The organism is Pseudomonas sp. NPDC090752 (genome assembly GCF_055584805.1).
The window spans coordinates 84,530-106,952 of sequence record NZ_JBVJLI010000006.1 but is presented as its reverse complement, the minus strand read 5'-3'; the positions used below and the strand labels follow the sequence as shown (position 1 = coordinate 106,952).

General features: G+C 62.8%; 25 protein-coding genes. 20 read left to right on the top strand and 5 right to left on the bottom strand.

All coding sequences use genetic code 11. The features are described 5' to 3' along the window. Position 1: 1 nt before the first annotated feature. The 14 genes from paaH to ACZ6YA_RS10470 all read left to right on the top strand — a co-directional run bounded on the left by paaH (position 2) and on the right by ACZ6YA_RS10470 (position 14,423). Complete coding sequence (paaH, locus tag ACZ6YA_RS10535; protein WP_465897041.1) at positions 2-1,519, top strand: 3-hydroxyacyl-CoA dehydrogenase PaaH; 1,518 nt, start codon at positions 2-4, stop codon at positions 1,517-1,519. After that, the gene (gene paaI, locus ACZ6YA_RS10530) at positions 1,512-1,967 is read left to right on the top strand and encodes a hydroxyphenylacetyl-CoA thioesterase PaaI (RefSeq protein WP_465897040.1); all 456 of its coding nucleotides are present in this window, start codon (positions 1,512-1,514) and stop codon (positions 1,965-1,967) included. Before paaH ends, paaI begins: the two co-directional genes overlap by 8 nt. Continuing rightward, positions 1,960-3,180 carry a 3-oxoadipyl-CoA thiolase gene (pcaF, locus tag ACZ6YA_RS10525; RefSeq protein WP_465897039.1) on the top strand — a complete coding sequence of 407 codons (1,221 nt, stop codon included), beginning with the start codon at positions 1,960-1,962 and terminating at the stop codon, positions 3,178-3,180. The genes paaI and pcaF overlap by 8 nt, the downstream gene beginning before the upstream one ends. 110 nt (positions 3,181-3,290) lie before the next feature. Further along, positions 3,291-4,610, top strand: coding sequence for a phenylacetate--CoA ligase PaaK (gene paaK, locus ACZ6YA_RS10520; protein WP_465897038.1), 1,320 nt, complete (start codon positions 3,291-3,293; stop codon positions 4,608-4,610). A gap of 240 nt (positions 4,611-4,850) precedes the next feature. Further along, positions 4,851-5,840 (top strand): 1,2-phenylacetyl-CoA epoxidase subunit PaaA, encoded by a 990-nt coding sequence (paaA, locus tag ACZ6YA_RS10515; RefSeq protein ID WP_465897037.1) that lies wholly within the window; start codon positions 4,851-4,853, stop codon positions 5,838-5,840. A 25-nt stretch (positions 5,841-5,865) separates the two neighbouring features. Next, positions 5,866-6,147, top strand: coding sequence for a 1,2-phenylacetyl-CoA epoxidase subunit PaaB (gene paaB, locus ACZ6YA_RS10510; protein WP_465897036.1), 282 nt, complete (start codon positions 5,866-5,868; stop codon positions 6,145-6,147). A gap of 8 nt (positions 6,148-6,155) precedes the next feature. Continuing rightward, a complete protein-coding gene (gene paaC / locus ACZ6YA_RS10505; RefSeq protein ID WP_465897035.1) occupies positions 6,156-6,914 on the top strand; it encodes a 1,2-phenylacetyl-CoA epoxidase subunit PaaC in 759 nt (252 codons plus the stop codon). Next, entirely contained in the window at positions 6,901-7,434 is a 534-nt protein-coding gene (gene paaD / locus ACZ6YA_RS10500; RefSeq protein WP_465897034.1) for a 1,2-phenylacetyl-CoA epoxidase subunit PaaD, read from the top strand. The genes paaC and paaD overlap by 14 nt, the downstream gene beginning before the upstream one ends. Before the next feature lie 15 nt (positions 7,435-7,449). Then, positions 7,450-8,526, top strand: coding sequence for a 1,2-phenylacetyl-CoA epoxidase subunit PaaE (paaE, locus tag ACZ6YA_RS10495; protein WP_465897032.1), 1,077 nt, complete (start codon positions 7,450-7,452; stop codon positions 8,524-8,526). 152 nt (positions 8,527-8,678) lie between these two features. Further along, on the top strand, positions 8,679-8,987 hold the full coding sequence (locus ACZ6YA_RS10490; RefSeq protein WP_465897031.1) for a DUF485 domain-containing protein: 309 nt from the start codon (positions 8,679-8,681) through the stop codon (positions 8,985-8,987). Next, positions 8,984-10,546, top strand: a complete 1,563-nt coding sequence (locus tag ACZ6YA_RS10485) for a cation acetate symporter (protein ID WP_465897030.1) — start codon at positions 8,984-8,986, stop codon at positions 10,544-10,546. Before ACZ6YA_RS10490 ends, ACZ6YA_RS10485 begins: the two co-directional genes overlap by 4 nt. A gap of 25 nt (positions 10,547-10,571) precedes the next feature. After that, positions 10,572-11,804 carry an OprD family porin gene (locus ACZ6YA_RS10480; RefSeq protein WP_465897028.1) on the top strand — a complete coding sequence of 411 codons (1,233 nt, stop codon included), beginning with the start codon at positions 10,572-10,574 and terminating at the stop codon, positions 11,802-11,804. 38 nt (positions 11,805-11,842) lie between these two features. Continuing rightward, complete coding sequence (paaZ, locus tag ACZ6YA_RS10475) at positions 11,843-13,897, top strand: phenylacetic acid degradation bifunctional protein PaaZ (RefSeq protein WP_465897027.1); 2,055 nt, start codon at positions 11,843-11,845, stop codon at positions 13,895-13,897. 226 nt (positions 13,898-14,123) lie between these two features. Further along, a complete protein-coding gene (locus ACZ6YA_RS10470; protein WP_465897026.1) occupies positions 14,124-14,423 on the top strand; it encodes a hypothetical protein in 300 nt (99 codons plus the stop codon). Here the strand turns inward: ACZ6YA_RS10470 and ACZ6YA_RS10465 are convergent. Beyond that, positions 14,392-16,014 (bottom strand): ATP-binding response regulator, encoded by a 1,623-nt coding sequence (locus ACZ6YA_RS10465; RefSeq protein ID WP_465897025.1) that lies wholly within the window; start codon positions 16,012-16,014, stop codon positions 14,392-14,394. The genes ACZ6YA_RS10470 and ACZ6YA_RS10465 overlap by 32 nt on opposite strands. Before the next feature lie 115 nt (positions 16,015-16,129). Here ACZ6YA_RS10465 and ACZ6YA_RS10460 point away from each other — a divergent pair, with 115 nt between their 5' ends. Then, a complete protein-coding gene (locus tag ACZ6YA_RS10460) occupies positions 16,130-16,744 on the top strand; it encodes a response regulator (protein ID WP_465897024.1) in 615 nt (204 codons plus the stop codon). Positions 16,745-16,831: 87 nt separating this feature from the next. Next, entirely contained in the window at positions 16,832-17,002 is a 171-nt protein-coding gene (locus tag ACZ6YA_RS10455) for a hypothetical protein (RefSeq protein WP_465897022.1), read from the top strand. A 35-nt stretch (positions 17,003-17,037) separates the two neighbouring features. Here ACZ6YA_RS10455 and ACZ6YA_RS10450 read toward each other — a convergent pair whose 3' ends face one another. The 4 genes from ACZ6YA_RS10450 to ACZ6YA_RS10435 form a co-directional block, all read right to left on the bottom strand. Continuing rightward, complete coding sequence (locus tag ACZ6YA_RS10450) at positions 17,038-17,307, bottom strand: DUF6555 family protein (protein WP_400800859.1); 270 nt, start codon at positions 17,305-17,307, stop codon at positions 17,038-17,040. A gap of 140 nt (positions 17,308-17,447) precedes the next feature. Beyond that, the gene (locus tag ACZ6YA_RS10445; protein ID WP_400800856.1) at positions 17,448-17,663 is read right to left on the bottom strand and encodes a con-10 family general stress protein; all 216 of its coding nucleotides are present in this window, start codon (positions 17,661-17,663) and stop codon (positions 17,448-17,450) included. Between the two features lie 148 nt (positions 17,664-17,811). After that, the gene (locus tag ACZ6YA_RS10440) at positions 17,812-18,363 is read right to left on the bottom strand and encodes an ATP-dependent Clp protease proteolytic subunit (RefSeq protein ID WP_465897021.1); all 552 of its coding nucleotides are present in this window, start codon (positions 18,361-18,363) and stop codon (positions 17,812-17,814) included. An 83-nt stretch (positions 18,364-18,446) separates the two neighbouring features. After that, the gene (locus tag ACZ6YA_RS10435) at positions 18,447-18,800 is read right to left on the bottom strand and encodes a low affinity iron permease family protein (protein WP_465897020.1); all 354 of its coding nucleotides are present in this window, start codon (positions 18,798-18,800) and stop codon (positions 18,447-18,449) included. A gap of 174 nt (positions 18,801-18,974) precedes the next feature. Here ACZ6YA_RS10435 and ACZ6YA_RS10430 point away from each other — a divergent pair, with 174 nt between their 5' ends. From ACZ6YA_RS10430 to ACZ6YA_RS10415, 4 genes are read left to right on the top strand one after another with little or no spacing between them, the layout of a single operon-like run. After that, a complete protein-coding gene (locus ACZ6YA_RS10430; RefSeq protein WP_465897206.1) occupies positions 18,975-19,751 on the top strand; it encodes an endonuclease/exonuclease/phosphatase family protein in 777 nt (258 codons plus the stop codon). Continuing rightward, positions 19,748-20,953, top strand: coding sequence for a cardiolipin synthase ClsB (clsB, locus tag ACZ6YA_RS10425; protein ID WP_465897019.1), 1,206 nt, complete (start codon positions 19,748-19,750; stop codon positions 20,951-20,953). Before ACZ6YA_RS10430 ends, clsB begins: the two co-directional genes overlap by 4 nt. Further along, complete coding sequence (locus ACZ6YA_RS10420; RefSeq protein ID WP_465897018.1) at positions 20,953-21,912, top strand: lysylphosphatidylglycerol synthase domain-containing protein; 960 nt, start codon at positions 20,953-20,955, stop codon at positions 21,910-21,912. Before clsB ends, ACZ6YA_RS10420 begins: the two co-directional genes overlap by 1 nt. 28 nt (positions 21,913-21,940) lie before the next feature. Next, positions 21,941-22,369, top strand: a complete 429-nt coding sequence (locus ACZ6YA_RS10415; RefSeq protein WP_465897017.1) for a hypothetical protein — start codon at positions 21,941-21,943, stop codon at positions 22,367-22,369. Positions 22,370-22,423: the final 54 nt, after the last annotated feature.

Below are 22,423 nucleotides of genomic sequence, written 5' to 3'. Positions count from 1 at the left end.
CATGAGCGCACTCGACAGCAACGCTCTGGTGGCGGTCATCGGTGCAGGTGCCATGGGGGCCGGCATCGCCCAGGTGGCTGCCCAGGCTGGCCACCGGGTAAAACTCTACGACAATCGCCCCGGTGCTGCGGCGCAGGCCGTAGTGGGGATCGACCACCAGCTCGGGCGCCTGGTGGAAAAAGGCAAGCTGCAGCCGGATGCCCGCGAGGCAATCGTCGCGCGCCTGCAGCCGGAGGAAACACTCGAAGCGCTGGCCGATGCCCGCCTGGTGATCGAGGCCATCGTCGAGAACCTCCAGGTCAAAAAAGACTTGCTGCGCCAGCTTGAGGCGCTGTGCGCAGACGACTGCATGCTGGCCAGTAATACCTCGTCCTTGTCGATCACCAGCCTGGCGGCAGGCCTTGCCCGGCCTGAAAACGTGATCGGCATGCATTTCTTCAACCCGGCGCCGGTAATGGCGCTGGTTGAAATTGTTTCGGGCCTTGCAACCCATTCAGCCATTGCTGCAAGCCTCTATGAAACGGCCCAAGCCTGGGGCAAAAAGCCGGTCCATGCCCGTTCAACCCCAGGTTTCATCGTCAACCGTGTGGCGCGGCCGTTCTATGCCGAAAGCCTGCGCCTGCTGCAGGAAGGCGCGACGGATTGCGCAACGCTCGATGCGGTGTTGCGAGATGCCGGCGGCTTTCGCATGGGCGCATTCGAACTCACCGACCTGATTGGGCATGACGTCAACTACGCCGTGACCTGTTCGGTCTTCGATGCCTTTTATGGTGACTTCCGCTTCCAGCCTTCGCTGGTGCAGAAGGAGCTGGTCGATGCTGGCCGCCTAGGGCGAAAAAGCGGCCAAGGCTTCTATCGCTACGCCGAAGGCGCCGAGCGTCCGCAAGCGACCGAACTGCAGAGTACGCTGACGGTTGAGCGCTGCGTGATCGAGGGCAATCTGGGGCCGCTGCAGCCTCTGGTCGAGCGCGTGCGCGACAGCGGAATCGCCCTTGCGGAGCGTGCAGGCAAAGGCCTGATTCACGTCGGTGACGCCACGCTTGCGCTTTCTGATGGCCGCCTGGCCAGCCAGCGTGCACGTGAAGAAGGCCTGCGCAACCTGGTGCTGGTCGACCTGGCCCTGGACTACCGCACGGCGACGCGCATCGCTATCAGCTGGTCTGCCGACACCTCGGTCGCTGCGCGCGACCAGGTGGTTGCGCTGCTGCAGCACGCAGGCTTCAAGGTGGCGGCGGTCGCCGACCTGCCCGGCCTGGTAATACTGCGTACGGTGGCCATGCTCGCCAATGAAGCGGCGGACGCGGTGCTGCAGGGCGTGGGCAGCGCTGCTGATATCGACCTGGCCATGTGTGCCGGGGTCAATTACCCGCGTGGGCCGCTGGCCTGGGCTGAGCAGATCGGCCTGGGTTACACGCTGCGCGTGCTGGAAAACCTGCAATCGAGTTACGGCGAAAGCCGCTACCGCCCTTCCCTGTTGCTGCACCGCAGCCACGCTCAAGGAGCCCGCCTTTATGACTGAACTGCAACGCACCCCGGACGAACTGGCCCAAGCCTGCGCCAATGCAATGTTCTCCCGCGACCAGGCCAGCCAGGCCATGGGTATCCGCCTGCTGGGCGCCGGCGCTGGCCAGGCCCGACTGAGCATGCCGGTGCGCAGCGACATGATCCAGGGCCACGGTACCTGCCATGGCGGCTTTCTGTTTGCCCTCGCCGATTCGGCCTTCGCCTTTGCCTGCAACAGCTACAACGAGGCCACTGTCGCGCTGGGCTGCAGCATCGATTATGTCGCCCCTGCTTTGCGCGACGATGTGCTCACGGCGATTGCAACCGAACTGAGCCGCAAGGGCCGCACCGGCTTGTATGACGTGCGTATCGAAAACCAGCACGGCGAGCTGATCGCCCTGTTCCACGGCAAATCCTACAAAGTGCGCGGCTCGGTGATCGCGCAGGAGAACGCAAATGACTGACCACACGCCCCTCGATGCGCTGATCATCGATGCCGTGCGCACGCCGATCGGCCGTTACGGCGGCGCCCTCAGCAGCGTGCGCGCCGACGACCTGGCCGCCGTACCGATCAAAGCGCTGGTCGCACGCCACCCGCAGCTGGACTGGAACGCCATCGACGATGTGATCCTTGGTTGCGCCAACCAGGCCGGCGAGGACAACCGCAATGTGGCGCGCATGGCCGCGTTGCTGGCCGGTTTACCGATCAGCGTACCGGGTACCACGATCAATCGCCTGTGCGGCTCGGGCATGGACGCCATCGGCAATGCCGCCCGCGCCCTGCGCTGTGGCGAGGCCGGGCTGATGCTGGCCGGCGGGGTCGAGTCGATGTCGCGTGCACCCTTCGTCATGGGCAAGTCGGAGCAGGCCTTTGGCCGCAGCGCCGAGCTGTTCGACACGACCATTGGCTGGCGTTTCGTCAATAAGTTGATGCAGGCCGAGTACGGCATTGACTCGATGCCGGAGACGGCGGAAAACGTTGCTGAACAATTCTCCATTTCCCGTGCTGATCAGGACGCCTTCGCTCTGCACAGCCAGCACAAGGCCGCTGCCGCCCAGGCCCGTGGCCGCCTGGCGCGGGAGATCGTGCCGGTCGAGATCAACCAGCGCAAAGGCCCGGCCATTCGCGTCGAGCACGATGAACACCCGCGCGCGGACACCACCCTGGAACAGCTGGCGAGGCTCGGTACGCCGTTCCGCCAGGACGGCAGCGTAACGGCTGGCAATGCTTCCGGGGTCAACGACGGTGCCTGCGCACTGCTGCTTGCCAGCAGCGCAGCGGCTTGTCGCCATGACCTCAAGGCGCGTGGGCGGATCGTCGGCATGGCCGTGGCCGGTGTCGAACCCCGCATCATGGGCATCGGCCCGGTACCGGCAACGCACAAGGTACTCGAGCTGACCGGCCTGTCGCTGGCCGACATGGACGTCATCGAGCTCAACGAGGCATTCGCTGCCCAGGGCCTGGCCGTACTGCGCGAGTTGGGCCTGACCGACGACGATACGCGGGTCAACCGCAACGGCGGCGCGATCGCCCTGGGCCACCCGCTGGGCATGAGCGGCGCGCGCTTGGTCGCCACCGCCCTGCACGAACTGGAAGAAACCGCCGGACGCTACGCCCTGTGCACCATGTGCATCGGCGTCGGCCAAGGCATTGCCATGGTCATCGAACGTCTCTGACCAATGGCTTGTTACTGAACGCGACGCCGCCGGTTATGCTGCGTCCATGACACTCACGGCGCCTTTCTCGACAGAAGGCGCCGGTCTACAAGAACAATTCGAGTGAAGCCATGAACATGTACCATGATGCCGATCGTGCCCTGCTGGACCCGATGGAAACCGCCAGTGTCGACGCCCTGCGTCAGCACCAGCTGGAACGTTTGCGCTGGAGCCTGCAACACGCGTACGACAACGTGCCGCTGTACCGCAAGCGCTTCGACGAATGCGGCGCCCACCCTGATGACCTGAAATCACTCGACGACCTGGCGAAGTTCCCCTTCACCGGCAAGAACGACCTGCGCGACAACTACCCCTACGGCATGTTCGCCGTGCCCCAGCAGGAGGTGGTGCGCTTGCACGCTTCCAGCGGCACCACCGGCAAGCCCACCGTGGTCGGCTACACCCAGAACGACATCGACACCTGGGCCAACGTGGTCGCCCGCTCGATCCGCGCCGCCGGCGGGCGCAAGGGCGACAAGGTGCATGTGTCCTACGGCTACGGCCTGTTCACGGGTGGGCTTGGCGCCCACTACGGCGCAGAACGCCTCGGTTGCACCGTGATCCCCATGTCCGGTGGCCAGACCGAAAAACAGGTGCAGCTGATCCGCGACTTCCAGCCCGACATCATCATGGTCACGCCGTCCTACATGCTCAACCTGGCCGACGAAATCGAACGCCAGGGTATCGACCCCCACGACCTCAAGTTGCGCCTCGGCATCTTCGGCGCCGAGCCCTGGACCGACGAGCTGCGCCGGTCGATCGAGCGGCGGCTGGGCATCGATGCGCTGGATATCTATGGCCTGTCCGAGATCATGGGGCCGGGCGTAGCCATGGAGTGCATCGAGACCAAGGATGGCCCGACCATCTGGGAAGACCACTTCTACCCCGAAATCATCGACCCCGTGACCGGCGCAGTGTTACCTGATGGGCAACTCGGCGAGCTGGTGTTCACGTCGCTGAGCAAAGAAGCGCTGCCGATGGTGCGCTACCGCACCCGCGACCTGACCCGCCTGCTGCCGGGCACGGCGCGGCCGATGCGGCGCATTGGCAAGATCACCGGGCGCAGCGACGACATGCTGATCATTCGCGGGGTCAACGTGTTCCCGACCCAGATCGAGGAGCAGGTGCTGAAAATAAAACACCTTTCAGAGCTTTATGAGATACACCTGTATCGCAATGGCAATCTGGATAGTGTCGAGCTGCATGTGGAACTGCGTGCTGAGTGTCAGGGCATGGATGATGGGCAGCGCAATCTGCTGATTGGTGAATTGACCAAGCAGATCAAGACCTACATTGGCATCAGCACCCAGGTGCGGTTGCAGCCTTGCGGTACGCTCAAGCGCTCTGAGGGCAAGGCGTGCCACGTGTTTGACAAGCGTTTGGCCAGCTGAACCTACAGCTGCCTTCCATGGCCCCGGCTTAGTCCGGGACTTTTTTTTGCGTTGTGGCTGATGGCCTCTTCGCGGGGCAAGCCCGCTCCCACAGGTCATGCAGCGAAGCCTGTGGGAGCGGGCTTGCCCCGCGAAGAGGCCAGCAAATGACACGCAAATCTTATTCGATACTAACAAATTTGTTTGACGTTATATTTTGTATCGCTTACAAATGACTCATGCCTTAGCAGGAGTCGGAACATGTACGCACAGCTAGTGGAAACCGGAGTCAAACGCGTCAAGGCGCTGGAGGAGATGTCGCCAGAAGAGCGCCACTTCCAGGAGAAGATCGACGCCGAGATCAAGATCGAAGCCAAGAACTGGATGCCCGAGGCCTACCGCCAGACCCTGATCCGGCAGATCTCCCAGCACGCCCATTCGGAGATCGTCGGCATGCTGCCCGAAGGCAACTGGGTCACCCGTGCCCCCAGCCTCAAGCGCAAGCTGCAGCTGATGGCCAAGATCCAGGACGAAGCCGGCCACGGCCTTTACCTGTACAGCGCCATGGAAACCCTCGGCGCTGACCGCGACGAAGAAATCGCCAAGCTGCACAGCGGCAAGGCCAAATATTCGAGCATTTTCAACTACCCAACCCTGAGCTGGGCCGACATGGGCGCGGTGGGCTGGCTGGTCGATGGCGCCGCCATCGTCAACCAGGTGGTGCTGCAGCGCACCTCGTACGGCCCCTACTCGCGCGCGATGGTGCGCATCTGCAAGGAAGAAAGCTTCCACCAGCGCCAGGGCTACGAGCTGCTGCTGACCATGATGCGCCAGGGTACCCAGGCGCAGAAGGACATGGTCCAGGACGCTATCAACCGTCTGTGGTGGCCGTCGCTGATGATGTTCGGCCCCAGTGACGAACACTCCCCCAACAGCGCCCAGTCGATGGCCTGGAAGATCAAACGCCAGACCAACGACGAGCTGCGCCAGCGCTTTATCGACCAGACCGTGCCGCAGCTCGAACTGCTGGGCTGCAGCGCGCCCGACCCTGACCTGAAGTGGAACGAAGCCCGCGGCCACTACGACTTTGGCGAAATCCAGTGGGACGAGTTCTATGAAGTCATCAAGGGCAACGGCCCGTGCAACCAGGAACGCGTCGCCACCCGGCGTAAGGCCATCGAGGATGGCGCCTGGGTACGCGAAGCGGCCGTGGCCTATGCACGCAAGCAACAGAACAAGAACGCCGCCTGAGCGGCGATTGATGCGGAGATCTGAAATGTCTGTCTGGACCCTCTTCGAGGTATTCGTGCGCAGCAAGCACGGCCTGAACCACAAGCATGTCGGCAGCGTGCACGCCGCCGATGCCGCCATGGCGATCGAGAACGCGCGCGAGCTGTACACCCGCCGCAGCGAAGGGGTCAGCCTGTGGGTAGTGCCTTCGGCGCTGATCACCGCCTCCTCGCCTGACGAAAAAGACCCGCTGTTCTCGCCGTCGGACGACAAAGTCTACCGCCACGCCAGCTTCTACGAACTGCCCGACGAAGTCGGGCACATGTGAGGTTGGCCATGCACAAGCACGATCTCATCCCTTATCTGCTGTTGCTCGGCGACAGCGCCCTGATCCAGGGCCAGCGCCTGTGCGAATGGTGTGGCCACGCACCGGCGATTGAAGAAGAACTGGCCTTGATGAACGGCGGACTCGACCTGGTGGGCCAGGCGCGCAACTGGCTGGAGTACGCCGCCGAACTGCTGGACGACGGCCGCGATGCCGACGACCTGGCCTTTCGCCGTGATGAACGGGCGTTTCGCAACCTGTTGCTGGTCGAACAGCCCAATGGCGACTTCGCCGTGACCATGGCCAAGCAGTTCCTCTATGACGCCTGGCACCACGCCGTGCTTGAGCGCCTGGCCGCTTCGAACGACGCGCGTATTGCCGGTATCGCCGCCAAAGCGCTGAAGGAAGTCACCTACCACGTGCGCCGCTCTTCCGAGTGGGTACAGCGCCTGGGCGACGGTACTGAAGAAAGTCGTCGGCGCATGCTTGAAGCGATCCCAGCGCTGTGGCGCTTTACCGTTGAGCTCACGGCGGGCGGCGATCATGAGATACAGCTGGCAGGAGCTGGCATCGCTGCCGACCCTGCGCAGGTTGGCGCCGACTGGCTCAAGCAGGTCAGCGCCACCTTCGCCTCGGTGGAGCTGCCGCTGCCGAAAGCGGCCAGTCATTTCTACCTCAGTGGCCGCCAAGGGCTGCACACCGAACACCTCGGCTTGCTGCTGGCCGAGATGCAGTTCCTGCCAAGGGCTTACCCCGATGCGACCTGGTGAGCTGATCGTCGGCGATCGCGGTGCCCGGGCGCAGCACAGGGATGACCTGGCGCGAGCCTGGACCGTACTGGGCCAGGTCATGGATCCCGAGGTGCCCGTGGTCAGCGTCGTCGACTTGGGCATTGTCCGCGACCTGGACTGGCGCGCCGGTCATCTGCACCTGGTGGTCACGCCCACCTATTCCGGGTGCCCGGCCACCGAGGTGATTGAGGCTGATATCCGCCAGGCGCTGGAGCAGGCGGGTTTTCCTGCCCCTGAACTCGAACGCCGGTTGACCCCGGCCTGGAGTACCGACTGGATCAGCGCGCTGGGCCGTGAACGCTTGCATGCCTACGGCATCGCCCCGCCAAGCGGCAGCACCAGTAAACGCAGCCTGCTCGGCGAGGCACCCGATGTGTGCTGCCCGCAATGCGGCAGCCAGCACACCGAACTGCTCAGCCAGTTCGGCTCCACGGCCTGCAAGGCGTTGTACCGCTGCCGCGCGTGCCTGGAGCCGTTCGACTACTTCAAATGCATTTGAGCCGTGGAGACCACCATGAGCCAGTTTCACAGCCTGACCATCAAGCAAGTGCGCAATGAGACCCGCGACGCCGTGTCGATTGCCTTCGAGGTGCCAGCGCACCTGCAGGAAGCGTTTCGTTTCACCCAGGGCCAGTACCTGGTGATGCGCACCCAGCTGGACAATGAGGAAGTACGCCGCTCCTACTCCATCTGCAGTGCCGTGCAGGACGGCGAGCTGCGCGTGGCCGTCAAACGTGTGCCGGGTGGGCGTTTCTCGGCGTTCGCCAATGACGTGCTCAAAGCGGGTGAGCAACTGGAGGTAATGCCGCCGTCTGGCAACTTCTTCGTGCCGCTGCAGTCATCCCGCCAGGGCAACTACCTGGGCGTGGCCGCCGGCAGCGGTATCACGCCGATCCTTTCGATCATCGCCACGACCTTGGCCAGTGAGCCGGACAGCCGCTTCACCTTGTTGTACGGCAACCGTTCCAGCTCGGGTGCGTTGTTTCGCAACACGCTCGAGGACTTGAAAAACCGCTACCTCGACCGCCTCAACCTGATCTTCGTGTTCAGCCGCGAGCAGCAGGACGTCGACCTCTACAACGGCCGCATCGACGCCGACAAATGTGGCCAGTTGTTCTCCCGCTGGATGGACGTGGCCAGTCTCGACGCGGCGTTCATCTGCGGGCCGCAGGCCATGACCGAAACGGTGCGTGACAGCCTGCAGGCCAACGGCATGGCCGGGGACCGCATTCACTTCGAACTGTTCGCCGCCGCTGGCAGCGAAGCCCGTCGTGAGGCCCGCGAGGCGGCGCGCCAGGTGGATTCGGCGCTCAGCCATATCACCGTGATCAGCGATGGCCGCGCGCTCAGCTTCGATTTGCCGCGCAATACCCAGAGCGTGCTGGACGCCGGCAACGCCATTGGCGCCGAACTGCCCTACTCGTGTAAGGCCGGAGTGTGCTCGACCTGCAAGTGCCGGGTGATCGAGGGCGAGGTGGAGATGGACAGCAACCATGCGCTGGAGGACTACGAAGTGGCGGCCGGGTATGTGCTGTCGTGCCAGACCTACCCGGTCAGCGACAAGGTGGTGCTCGATTTCGACCAGCTCTGAGACCGAGTCGCCTTCTTCGCGGGCTAGCCCGCTCCCACAGATTCGGCGGTACCCACAAAACCTGTGGGAGCGGGCTTGCCCGCGAAGAAGCCCTCAGCACCACCCTTAAGTGACCTGATTACAACAATTACAACACCAAGAGATCGCTTGCCATGACCCCCGAACACATCGAGAGCATCAGCAACCACCCCGATTTCCAACACCTGGTCCGACGCAAACGCCGCCTCAACGGCAGCCTGACCCTGGCCATGCTGGTCATCTACTACGGCTTCGTCCTGCTGGTGGCGTTCTCCCCCAGCACCTTGGGCCAATCCCTGAGCGGCGGCGTCACCACCGTCGGCATGCTGGTTGGGGTACTCATGGTGGTGCTGTCCTTTGCCCTCACCGGTATCTACGTCCACCGCGCCAACAACGTGCTCGACCCGCTCAACGACAAGGTCAAGCAGGAGTGCGCGCAATGAACTGGACTGCCATCTCGATGTTCATGGTGTTCGTCTGCTTCACCCTGCTGGTGACCCGCTGGGCTGCCCTGCGTACCCGCTCGGCGAGTGACTTCTACACCGCCGGCGGCGGCCTGACCGGCATGCAGAACGGTTTGGCGATCGCCGGTGACATGATCAGCGCCGCGTCATTCCTGGGCATTTCGGCCATGATGTTCATGAACGGCTACGACGGTCTGCTGTATGCCCTGGGCGTGCTGGCCGGCTGGCCGATCATCCTGTTCCTGATCGCCGAGCGCCTGCGCAACCTGGGCAAGTACACCTTCGCCGACGTGGTTTCGTACCGCCTGGCGCAAACCCCTGTGCGCCTGACTTCGGCGTTCGGCACCCTGGTGGTGGCGCTGATGTACCTGGTGGCGCAGATGGTCGGCGCTGGCAAGCTGATCGAACTGCTGTTCGGGATCAGTTACTTGTATGCCGTAATGCTGGTCGGCGTACTGATGGTCGCCTACGTCACCTTCGGCGGCATGCTCGCCACCACCTGGGTGCAGATCATCAAGGCGGTCATGCTGTTGTCGGGCACCACGTTCATGGCGTTCATGGTGCTCAAACACTTCGGTTTCAGTACCGAAGCGATGTTCGCCAACGCCGTGGCCGTTCACGCCAAGGGCCAGGCGATCATGGCGCCCGGCGGCTTGCTGTCGAACCCGGTGGACGCGATATCGCTGGGCCTGGGCATGATGTTCGGCACCGCCGGCCTGCCGCATATCCTGATGCGCTTCTTTACCGTCAGCGATGCCAAGGAAGCGCGCAAGAGCGTGTTCTACGCCACCGGTTTCATTGGCTACTTCTACCTGCTGCTGATCGTCATCGGTTTCGGCGCCATCGTCATGGTCGGTACCGAGCCCGCCTACCGCGATGCCAGCGGCGCGATCATCGGCGGCGGCAATATGGTCGCCGTGCACCTGGCGCAAGCCGTGGGCGGCAACCTGTTCCTGGGCTTCATCTCTGCCGTGGCGTTCGCCACGATTCTTGCCGTGGTGGCAGGCCTGGCGCTGTCCGGTGCCTCGGCGGTGTCCCACGACCTGTATGCCTGCGTGGTGCGCCAGGGCCAGGCCACGGAACAGCAGGAAATGCGCGTGTCACGGATCGCCACGCTGGTGATCGGCATGTTGGCGGTGGTGCTGGGCCTGGTGTTCGAGTCGCAGAACATCGCCTTCCTGTCCGGCCTGGTATTGGCCGTGGCCGCTTCGGTCAACTTCCCGGTGTTGCTGCTTTCGATGTTCTGGAAAGGCCTGACCACCCGTGGTGCGGTGTGCGGCAGCATGGCCGGGCTGGTGTCGGCGGTAGTGTTGGTGGTGTTGGGCCCAGCGGTGTGGGTCAACGTGCTCCACCACGAGCAAGCATTGTTTCCCTATAGCAACCCAGCCCTGTTCTCCATGAGCCTTGCGTTTCTCGGCGCCTGGGCATTTTCGGTGACGGACGCCTCTGAGCGTGCCAGCGAGGAACGTGGGCGTTATCTCGCCCAGTTCATCCGCTCGATGACCGGCATCGGCGCCGCGGGTGCCAGCAAGCACTGAATTTCGACTCTCGGGAACAACACCAATGAACCGCATGCACTTCACCTCTGCCGCATGGCTGGCCACACTCGCCCTGCCCTTGCCCGCGCTGGCCGACTTCATCGGCGACAGCCACGCACGGCTGGACCTGCGCAACCACTATCTCAACCGCGATTTCCGGCAAAACAATGCGCCGCAAGCCAAGGCCGAGGAATGGGGCCAAGGCTTCACCGCGCGGCTGGAGTCGGGCTTCACCGAAGGCCCGCTGGGCGTTGGCGTGGACGCCATGGGCCAGCTGGGCATCAAGCTCGACTCAAGCCCCGACCGACGCAACACCGGCTTGCTGCCGTTCGGCCCGAACAGCCATGAACCGGTCGACAATTACAGTGAGCTGGGTTTGACCGGGAAGTTGCGGTTGGCCAAGAGCACCCTGCGCCTGGGCACCCTGCAGCCGATCCTGCCGGTAGTGGTATATAACGACACCCGCTTGCTGGCCTCGACCTTCCAAGGCGGCCAGCTGACCAGCCAGGACATCGACCGGCTGACCTTCAATGCCGGGCGCCTCAGCAAAACCAACCTGCGCGACTCGTCCGGGCGCGACGACATGGGCTACGGCGCCGCCAGCAGTGACCATCTCGACTTCGGCGGTGGTAGCTACGCGATCACCCCGCAGACCAGCGTCAGCTATTACTACGCCAAGCTCGAAGACATCTACCGCCAGCAATTCGTCGGCCTGATCGATACCCGCCCGCTGGGCGAAGGCCTGAGCCTGCGCACCGACCTGCGCTACTTCGACAGCCGCAACGACGGCGCCGTACGCGCCGGGAACATCGACAACCGCAACTTCAACGCCATGTTCACCCTCGGCGTGCGCGCCCACAAGTTCACCGCCACCTGGCAACAGATGTCCGGCGACAGCGCCTTCCCGTTCGTCAACGGCGGTGACCCGTTCACTGTCAACCTGGTGACCTACAACACCTTCACCCGCGCCGGCCTCGACTCCTGGCAGCTGCGTTACGACTACGACTTTGTCGCCATGGGTATTCCGGGCCTGAGCTTCATGACCCGCTATACCGACGGCCGTCACGCTGAGACGGCCACCATCAGCAATGGCCGTGAACGCGAACGCGACACCGACCTGACCTACGTCATCCAGAGCGGCCCGTTCAAGGACGTCAGCCTGCGCTGGCGCAACGTCACCTTCCGTTCCGGCAATGGCCTGACCAACGCCGTGGACGAAAACCGCCTGATCATCGGTTACACCGTGGCGCTGTGGTAACAACGCCCTCACCCCACTTGAACAGCATGGAGAACAGCATGTCCGAAGCCCCTACCCTGCAAAGCTTCATCGCCGGCCGCTGGATCGGCCAGCACGGCGCCCAGGCCCTGCGCAGCGCTCTGGATGGTCACGTCCTGGCGTACAGCCACGAAGAGCGCCCGGACTTCGCCGAAGCCGTTGAGTTCGCCCGTGCCCGCGGCCTGACCGAGCTCATGGCCATGGACTTCCAGCAGCGTGCCGCCCGCCTCAAAGCCATTGCGCTATACCTGGCCGAGCGCAAAGAGCAGCTTTACGCCCTGTCCCACCACAGCGGTGCCACCCGTGCCGACAGCTGGATCGACATCGAGGGCGGCAACGCTACGTTGTTCTCCTATGCCGGTATCGGCAGCCGCGAACTGCCGTCGGGCAACCTCGTGCATGAAGGGCCGGCGATCCCGTTGGGCAAGAAGGGCCATTTCGCCGGCAGCCACATTCTGGTGCCGCGTGCTGGCGTAGTCGTGCACATCAACGCATTCAACTTCCCGATCTGGGGCATGCTGGAGAAATTCGCCCCGACCTTCCTCGCCGGCATGCCCTGCATCGTCAAGCCCGCGACCTCCACCAGCTACCTGACCGAAGCCGTGGTGCGGCTGATGAACGCGTCCGGCCTGTTGCCGGCAGGCAGCCTGCAACTGGTGATCGGCAGCACTGGCGACTTGCTCGACCGCCTGCAAGGCCAGGATGTGGTGACCTTCACCGGCTCCGCCGATACGGCGGCGAAACTGCGCGTGACGCCCAACCTGATCCGCAACTCGGTGCCTTTTACCGCTGAGGCCGACTCGCTCAATTGCGCCATTCTCGGCCCTGATGTCACGCCGGACAGCGAAGAGTTCGACCTGTACATCAAGGAAGTGGTGCGCGAGATGACCACCAAGGCCGGGCAGAAATGTACCGCCATCCGCCGCGCCATCGTCCCCGCCAAGCACCTGGATGCCGTGGCCTCGCGCCTGCGTGAGCGCCTGAGCAAGGTGGTGGTTGGCGACCCGGCGCTGGAGGGCGTGCGCATGGGCGCCCTGGCCTCGCACGATCAGCAGCGTGATGTCGGCGAACGGGTACGTGCCCTGCTGCAGAGCTGTGACCAGCTGTTTGGCGCCAGTGACGGCTTTGCTCCACGTGGCGAAGGTGTTGCCGAGGGTGCGTTCTTCGCGCCGACTCTGCTCCAGGCCCGCGACCCGCATGCCGATGGCGGTGCCCACGATGTCGAAGCGTTCGGCCCAGTCAGCACCTTGATGGCCTACGACGACCTGGACGAGGCCCTGGCCCTGGCGGCGCGCGGCAAAGGCAGCCTGGTGGCGACCCTGGTCACCGGCGACCGCGCCGTGGCCGCCAAGGCGATTCCTGTCGCTGCCGCCTGGCATGGTCGACTGTTGGTGCTGGACCGTGAAGCCGCGCAAGAGTCCACTGGCCATGGCTCCCCGCTGCCGCAGCTCAAGCACGGCGGCCCGGGTCGCGCCGGTGGCGGCGAAGAGCTGGGTGGCCTGCGTGCGGTCAAGCATTACCTGCAGCGCGCTGCCGTGCAGGGTTCGCCGAGCATGCTTACCGCTGTGACGGGGGAATATGTGCGCGGTGCCGAAGTGATCGAGACCGAGGTGCACCCGTTCCGCCGCTACTTTGAGGAGCTGCGCATCGGTGAGTCGCTGCTCACCCACCGCCGTACGGTCACCGAAGCCGATCTGGTGAACTTCGGTTGCTTGTCGGGCGATCATTTCTACATGCATTTCGATGAAATCGCGGCCAAGGAATCACAGTTCGGCAAGCGCATCGCCCATGGCTATTTCGTGTTGTCGGCCGCCGCTGGGCTGTTCGTCTCCCCAGGCGCCGGGCCGGTATTGGCCAACTATGGTCTGGATACCCTGCGCTTCATCAATCCGGTAGGCATTGGCGATACCATCCAGGCGCGGCTGACTTGCAAGCGCAAGATCGACCAGGGCAAGACCAGCCCGCTGGGGCAGCCGCAAGGCGTGGTGGCGTGGGATGTGGAGGTGACCAACCAGCTGGGTGAGCTGGTGGCCAGTTATGACATTCTGACCTTGGTGCTGAAAAAGCCTGAGTGATGGGGCGCGTGTACCGGCCTCTGAGGGAGCGGGCTTGCCCCGGGAAGCAGGCTCCGCGCTGGATGGCACGGGCGTCGCCCGTGTTCGCGGGACAAGCCCGCTCCCACAGAGGCCGGTACAGCATCCATTAGAGGCACATGGCCACCTCGTACATCCGCCCTACTGCCCTGCCCGTTCCTCGGCGCTATAGTCCGGCCACAGAACAACGCCAAGGAAGCCCATTGCCATGAACACCCTCAAACTCCTCCTGAGCGCCGCCGTATTGGTCGGTGTCGCCGGCTGCCAGACCATCAAACCCTCCAACGACACCCTCAAAGAGCGTGCCGAGTTCGCCCTGAACACCAAGGTGAGCAAGGTCGCCGATGTGCGTAACGACAGCACCCTCACGTACTATACCGTCACCACGGCCAAGGGCGAGTACAACTGCCAGCTCCCAAGCGGCGCGATCGTTGCGATCGGCGGCATGGGGCTGTATCAGCCGACGCCGTCGTGCCTCAAGGAAGGCCAGGCGCTGATCCTGCAGTAAGCTTGCGCAGGGCTACCCGCAATTGCGCTGGTCGCACGGGTTTGGAAAGCACGGCGATGTCACGCCCGTGGACGATGGCCTGGATCTTTTCCAGGTCATGCCCGGTCATGATCAGCGCCGGGACCTGCCAACCGCGCTGCTTGCGCAAGCTGTCGATGCAGTCGACCCCCGTCGCCTCCTGCCCCAAGTCATAGTCCGCTACGATTACCTCGCATTGGCTGCTCAGCCCCAGCGGTGAGCTGTACGCCTCAACCTCGCATCCCCAACGCTGCAACAGCGCCGAAGTGGCGCGCAACACGTTGTGATCATCTTCTACCAGGCACACACGCAATCCCCCGAGCATTGCGTTCTGCAGCGCCTGTTGTTCAACGCTGGCAAGCGGTTTCCCCGGTGCCAGCCGTGGCAAGCCTTGCAAGCTTACCGCTGTGCCTCGGCCAAGCCGTGAACTCAAGCGCACCTGCACGTCTATCAGCCGCCCCAGCCGCTTGACGATCGACAAGCCCAGCCCAACACCTTCGACATCCTTGTCGCGCACGTGGCGCACGCGGTAGAACTCCTCGAAGACCAGCCCATGATGTTCAGCAGCAATGCCGCGCCCCTGGTCATAAACGACGATGGCCAGCCCTTCTCCATGGCGTCGCACCCCCAGCAGCAACGGTCGATGGGCCGCGTACTTGAAGCAGTTGGACAGTACGTTCTGCACCATGGTCGCAAGCATTCCACGGTCGGATCGGGTCCAGTGCCCGCAGGGGCGCAGGCGTATTTCGACGCCGGCCCAGCGTGCTGCTTCGGCGTTGTGATGACGCAGCTCAGCCAGGAAATCGTCAACGGCGAAGGTTTCAAGCTTGGGTTGCACGCGGCCGTTGTCCAGCGTGTACAGGTCGAGGATCGAGCGAAACAGCTGCGATACATTGAGCAGTGAGCGATCAATGCTGTCCACCAGACGCCGCTCCTGCTCACCCAGTGGCGCTTCGCGCAGGCACGCAGTGAACAGGCCGATGGAGTGGATCGGTTGGCGCAGGTCGTGGCTGGCTTGGGCCAGAAAGCGCGACTTCTCGCGGGTAGCTGCCATCGCCAGCTCCGAGGCCTTGCGCGTGCGTTCCAGCAGCAGGTGGGCATACACCGGGATCACGGTGCTGGTGGTCAGCAGCATCAGCACCATGAACGGATTGGCCTGCCAGTACGGGTTGAGCTGATAGACCGCCACCAGGGCCGTGAGCGCCAGCACGGTGGCAATCAACAGGTAACGCGTGCCGAAACGCATGCCGTTGCCAAGGTTGACCCAGACCATCACCGCATACAGCGGCAGCGCCGCTTCACCGCCCAGCACCAGGCCAAAACAGGTACCGGTGTAGTCATGCACGATGCCCAGCACCCGCCGCCATGGGTAATGCCCCGGCCAGCGTGCAATGGCCTGGCGCAGCCCGACTGACAGCACGATGAAACTGACGATGTAGTAGATCACCGGCAGGTAGTCGTTCAGCGAGTGCCCGGGCAAAAAACCCAGCACGGTGATGTAGACCAGCGCGCAGCTGGCGACAATGACCCGCAGGTTGGCCTGGTCGAGCTCGTTGTTCTTGTTGTAGTCCATGGTGACGTCCTTGTGTGCGGTGTCGCATAACGGCCATCCCGGCGCGACGGTTGCCGATGTCACCTGCTAAATTAGCAGGGTCCGGGAAACCGGTGTTCACAGGGAGTGCCAAGACGTGACGTGCCGCATCATCGTGGCGGATGACCATCCGCTGTTCCGGGAAGCCATGGCCCGCACCGTGCAACGGGTGTTGCCGCACGCTCGGCTCGAGGAAGCCGGCGACCTGCAGCAGGTGCTGAACCTGGCCAGCCAGGGCGACGCGCCGGACACGCTGATTCTCGACCTGCGCTTTCCCGGCCTGACCGGCATCGAGCGCCTGGCTGACTTGCGCCAGCAATTGTCCCGCACCACGCTGATTGTCGTATCGATGGTCGATGAGCCCGCCCTGATCGAGCGGGTCATGGCCAGCGGGGTCGACGGCTTTATCGGCAAAAGCATCGCGCCCGACGAGATCGGCGCGGCGATCCTGGCCATTCGCGAGGGCGAAGTACTGGTCAAGTACGCGGCTTCAGGGCTGTTGCCTAACCTGGGTAGTGAGCCCGAACTTGAACTGCTCACCCATCGCCAGCACGACGTTCTGCGATTGATCGCTCAAGGCAAGACCAACAAGGAAATCGCCCGCGCCCTGGATATCTCGCCGTTTACCGTGCGTATTCATGTGTCGTCGCTGCTCAAGGCGCTGAATGTCTCCACCCGTACGGCGGCGGCAGTCAAGTACACCGGCACCTGAAGCCGTTGGTCGGGAGCAGCCGCTGACGGGCAGATCATCCTTGGCTGCATTGCACTCTAAATTGCACATGCCACCATGGAGATCGTGATGAACGAGACACTGCGAATGGGCGGCGGCAGCGCCCAGGATGACTGGCCCGAACTGGACCCGGAAAAGCGCAATGATCGCGCGGACGATCCGGATGCCGACCCGAACGTTGCGGATGATGAGCCGAACCGTCCTGGCGTCCCGGCCAGCGACCCGGAGTCGGGTGCCTGACACCTTGGAGCGGGCCTCAAGGCCCGCCCCTGCTTTCAGCTGATGACGGCCGAATCTCCCACAGGCTGGCTCGGCTTGCCTCCCGACAGGCGCCAACTCACAGCCGTGATGCCATACCGCTCGGCCATCGGCCGGCTGACCTTCTTGATTTTTTCACGACCGAATTTGGGAATGATGCCGATACCCGCATCACAACTTGCCCAATGCCAGGCCTCGGCGTTATCCATCCGCTCCATGCGAATGATGAAACTGCGCTGTTCCCCATGCAGTTGGTAGTCAATGATGTACAGTTGCGGATTAGGCATCACGGGGCCCTCCTCTTCTCCATGGATGACTTAATCATTGAGTGATGCCTGGCGGCAAAGATTCAAAATAATTGTCGAACAATCGCATTCCAAGGCGGCCCGCAGAGCGGACGCTTGCGGGCCCTCGGATTAGCAGTGGCTTAACCCTGTTGCGGACGGCCCCCGCCGTGGCTGTTCTGCCCACCCTTGCGGCCAGCTTGCGAAGCGCGTTCACGATCATTGGCGAAGTTGCCGCCCGATGCCTGGCCGCCTTTGTGGCCGGCGCGGGATGCGCGTTCGCGGTCGTTGGCGAAGTTACCCGGGTTGGTTTCCTTGGTGCCGCCACGTTGGCTGGTTCGCTCTTGATCACGAGCCATGTCGTTTCTCCTTGCGATTCGAGGGTTGGGCGCATGAACCGTTGCCATGCCTAGTTTCCGAGCCATCAGTGCAACGATTTGCTCAATGCGAATGCACGCAGCTGACAGGTGGCGCGAAACTTCAGACAGACAAATGCTTGCGCCCGAACTATGCGTGGACACTCCATTGAGTGGTGTCTGCTTCGATCGCCATTTCGTCGATGGCGTGAATCATCCCGCACTCAAGCGCCTCCTGCGGTCCCAGAATGCGTGGATAGGCCATCAAATAGCGCGGGATATCCAGCACCTCGTCGCTTCCCTGAGTGCGCTCGGCGACGATCTGCGCATACAGGCGCAAGTCATAGTCCAGGCTCATCGCATACTCGGCCATGCGCGCATGATCCACCGAGCCATGCAGCGTCCAGTGAAACGGGTGAAACAGGAATTTGCTGTGAGCGCAGGCAGTGCGGTGCTCGCCCGCCAGGAACAGGATATTGCCCATCGATTCCACGGTGCCAAGGTTGTGCGTATGCACCGGCACGGGCAACGTGCGCAGGAAGTTGTACAAGGTAAAGCCATAACTGCACTCCCCACCCATCGTCGCGATGTTTAGCTGCAACACTTCGGCACCTTGTTGCACGACCTTGGAGCAGGTGTTTATCAGATTGCCGCAGGTAGAAGAGTTGATCGGGCCGGTGAAGTGGATGATGTGTCTGGCCATGCTTGCCTCCAGGTTGCCGGGACACTCGGATCAATGGGCGGCTTTCAGTCGCGCGCGTCATCCCGGGTGGCAGTTTGTCCGTCTTAGTTCCCGCGTTCGCCCATCAGTTGGTATTGCTTGCGCAGTGCGTGGAGTTGCGCGGGATCCATGTCTTCGAGGTCGAGCAATGCCTTGTGAGCGCGTTGGGTAGTGCGCAGCAGCTCGTCAATCTTGATATGCAGCTCGTTGTTATCACGGTTCTGAGTGTTCTGGATAAGAAACACCATGAGGAAGGTGATGATGGTGGTTGAGGTGTTTATTACCAGCTGCCAGGTGTCGTTGTAGTCGAACAACGGCCCGCTCACGCCCCACGCCAGGATCAACAACAAAGCCACGGCGAAGGACATCGGACGGCCGGTCCAGTTGGCCAGCGATTGGGCAAAACGGTCGAATTTCATGCCAACGGTCCTCACCAGGCTGCGTCCTTCGGTGGAATCGTTGGCGGCCGCAAAGTTCCCTGCACGGGCCTGTCGGCCATTGGTCATACACCCTGGAACCGTTTGAGCGCCTGCCTTGTCGCTATTCAAAGGACATACGAGGACGACGGCGTGAGCGAAATTCGCAACGGTGAGCTGGCCACTCAGCCTGGCTGCATCATTGACCGCATCACCACGGTACATCGGCTGAATGTGCTGACGATCAATGTGCACAAAGGCTTCACCGCATTGAATCGGCGCTTCATCCTGCCGGAGTTGCGCGAGGCCGTGCGCGCCACCGGTGCCGACCTGGTGTTCCTGCAGGAAGTACACGGCAGCCACCAGCAGCATGCGCTGCGTCATCCAGCCTGGCCCGAGACACCGCAGTACGAGTTTCTCGCTGACAGCATGTGGCCGCAGTTCGCCTATGGGCGCAATGCGGTGTATCCGCATGGAGACCATGGCAATGCACTGCTGTCGAAATTCCCCATTGCCGATCACCGCAACCTCGACGTGTCTATTCAGGGCAACGAAGAGCGCGGCTTGTTGCATTGTCGCCTGGACGTACCGGGCCATGATGAGGTGCATGCAGTGTGCGTGCACCTGGGCCTTCGCGAGGCACATCGACAAAACCAGGTGCGCCTGTTACTGCAGCTGCTCGACAGCTTGCCAGCCAATGCCCCGGTCATCGTTGCCGGCGATTTCAACGACTGGCGGCTCAAGGCCGATGCCGTGCTCACAGAGCGCCTCGTGGAAGCGTTCGGTGAGCGTTTTGGGGCGCCGGCACGCAGTTTCCCGGCGCGCCTGCCACTGCTGCGCCTGGACCGCATCTACCTGCGCAACGCCAAGGTAAGCAAGGCTCAGGTGCTGTCCAAATACCCGTGGTCGCATCTGTCGGACCATGCCCCTTTGGCTGCGGAGATCAACCTGTGAACAGACCTTGGGTGGAGGGCAACAGCGTCGAGCTGTTGATCAATGGCGAAGAATATTACCCTCGCGTGTTCGAAGCGATGGCCGAGGCACGCGAAGAAATCCTCCTTGAGACCTTCATCATTTTCGATGACAAAGTCGGCCAGCAACTGCAGCAGGTGCTGATCGGTGCCGCGCAGCGAGGCGTACGGGTGGAACTGGCGGTGGATGGCTATGGGACGGCGGACCTGCCCGATGGCTTCATTTCGGCCATGACCGAAGCGGGGGTGAATTTCCATGCCTTCGACCCACAGCCACGTGTGGCGGGCATGCGCACCAATCTGTTCAGGCGCTTGCATCGCAAGATCGTGGTGATCGATGGCGCGCGGGCGTTCATAGGTGGGATCAACTATAGCGCCGACCATCTGGGTGATTTCGGCCCGATGGCCAAGCAGGATTACGCGGTGGAGGTGCGTGGGCCGGTTGTGGCGCAGCTGCATGCGTCGAGCAAGCGGCTGATGGCCCCGGTGCTCGACCCACCCAGCGAGGTGCGCTCTATCAGCCGGCCAGTAGCCGGCGGCGTCAGCGCGGTACTGGTCGAGCGCGACAACAAGCAACACCGCAGCGATATCGAGGCGTGCTACCTGCAAGCCGTCCGTGCTGCGTGCCGACGGATCGTGATAGCCAACGCTTACTTCTTCCCGGGCTATCGGCTTTTGCGCGAGTTGCGCAACGCTGCTCGCCGAGGGGTCGAGGTGACGCTGATCCTGCAGGGCCAGCCGGACATGCGCTGGGTCCGTACTCTCTCCCGGTTGCTGTACAACTACCTACTGCGTGATGGCGTGCGCATTCGCGAATACTGCCAACGCCCCCTGCACGGCAAAGTGGCGCTGATGGATGAAGAATGGTCGACCGTGGGTTCGAGCAACCTCGACCCCTTGAGCTTGTCGTTCAATCTCGAGGCTAACCTGCTGATCCGAGATCGTGGCTTCAATCAGTGCCTGTACCAGCACCTTACCTCGCTGGCCAATGATCACTGCAAAGCGGTGACGTTGGAACGGATGATCCGCGGTTATTGGTGGCGGGCGCCGCTGATCTTCATGGGCTTCCACCTCACCCGCTATTTCCCCCGTATTGCGGGTTGGTTCCCCGCTCACCGACAAAAGCTTCGCTCGGTACAACCTGAGATGCAGGCCCAGGGCGATTTGCACGAGGGCAATACCTGATGGCGCAAAAAACCTGGCATACCTGGGGCAAGCGCGTGCTGACCCTGTTGTTCCTGATCTTGATCCCGGTCTTGTTGTACATGCTTGCGCGCAACCTTGACTGGAACGAGGTTCGGCAGTCGCTGGTCGCCTACAAGCCAAGCACTTTGGTCATGGGTTTGGGCTTGGCGATGTGCAGCTACCTGACGTTCGCCAGCTATGATCTTCTGGCGCGGGCTTATACCGGGCACCACCTGCCCGCGCGCCAAGTGCTGCCAGTGGCGTTCGTCTGCTATGCCTTCAACCTCAACTTCACCACCTGGGTTGGCGGTGTGGCCCTGCGGTATCGGCTTTACGGGCGGCTGGGCCTGGATACGGCGACTATCACCAAGATTCTCACGCTGGGCTTGTTGACCAACTGGATGGGCTACATGTTGCTGGCGGGCACGGTCTTCGCACTGCGTCTGGTCAAGTTGCCCGAAAGCTGGGCGGTAGGTGCAACCGGCCTGCAGATGATCGGTTTTCTGCTGCTAGCGATAGCGGCGGGCTATCTACTGGCCTGCGGCTTCGCCAAGCGACGTACCTGGCGCATACGGGAGCATGAGGTCACCTTGCCATCACTGCGTCTGGCGCTCTGCCAAGTGGCGCTGGGGGCGAGTAATTGGGCCTTGATGGCGCTGTTGATCTATTGGTTGCTGCCCGATGACCTGTTCTACCCGTCGATCCTCGGCATCTTGCTGATCAGCTGCGTGGCAGGCGTGGTTGCGCACATTCCAGCGGGGCTGGGCGTGCTGGAAGCGGTGTTTCTCGCCCTGCTGCACGGCCAGTTGAGCCAGGGCAGCCTTGTAGCAGCGTTGCTGGGCTATCGCACCCTTTATTACCTGATACCCCTGCTGCTGGCGGTGATCACTTACCTGGTGCTGGAGAAACGGGCGCGGGCCATGCGCCAGCGCGGCGAAGCGAACTTGCGCAAAACCTGAACACGGGCTGACGCCCTGGAGGTGACACATGCGTGTTTCCCTGCTGATGATACTGCTGGGCAGCCTGGCCAGCGCAGAGGTGCTGGCCGAAGCCTGCGATGTGATGACCCGCTCGTCCAGCGAAGCCATCAAACCGGTGGAGGGGCGGACCTGCTACAGCTACAGCAACATGCCCGCCGAGGCGATCAACTGGTCGTGCAGCAATGAAAGCAAGGAAATGCTCAACACCGAAAAACATAAGGTGCCGCGCTGCGCGGATGGCAGCGTCGGCAGTTGTATTGCGCCGCTAACCCAGGAGAGCCTGGCCAATCCGAAATCTGCGGGTCGCGATGAACCATCGACCAAGCCTGCCCTGCCCAAGGATGCCCGGGTGATCACCTATTACTACGACACGCCAAGCCTGGGCCAGGCCCGCACGGACTGCGAACGCAGCAACGGCATCTGGCAGACACATTAGTTCTGTGGATCTGGAAAACACATCACCCTGTGGGAGCGGCTTCAGCCGCGAACA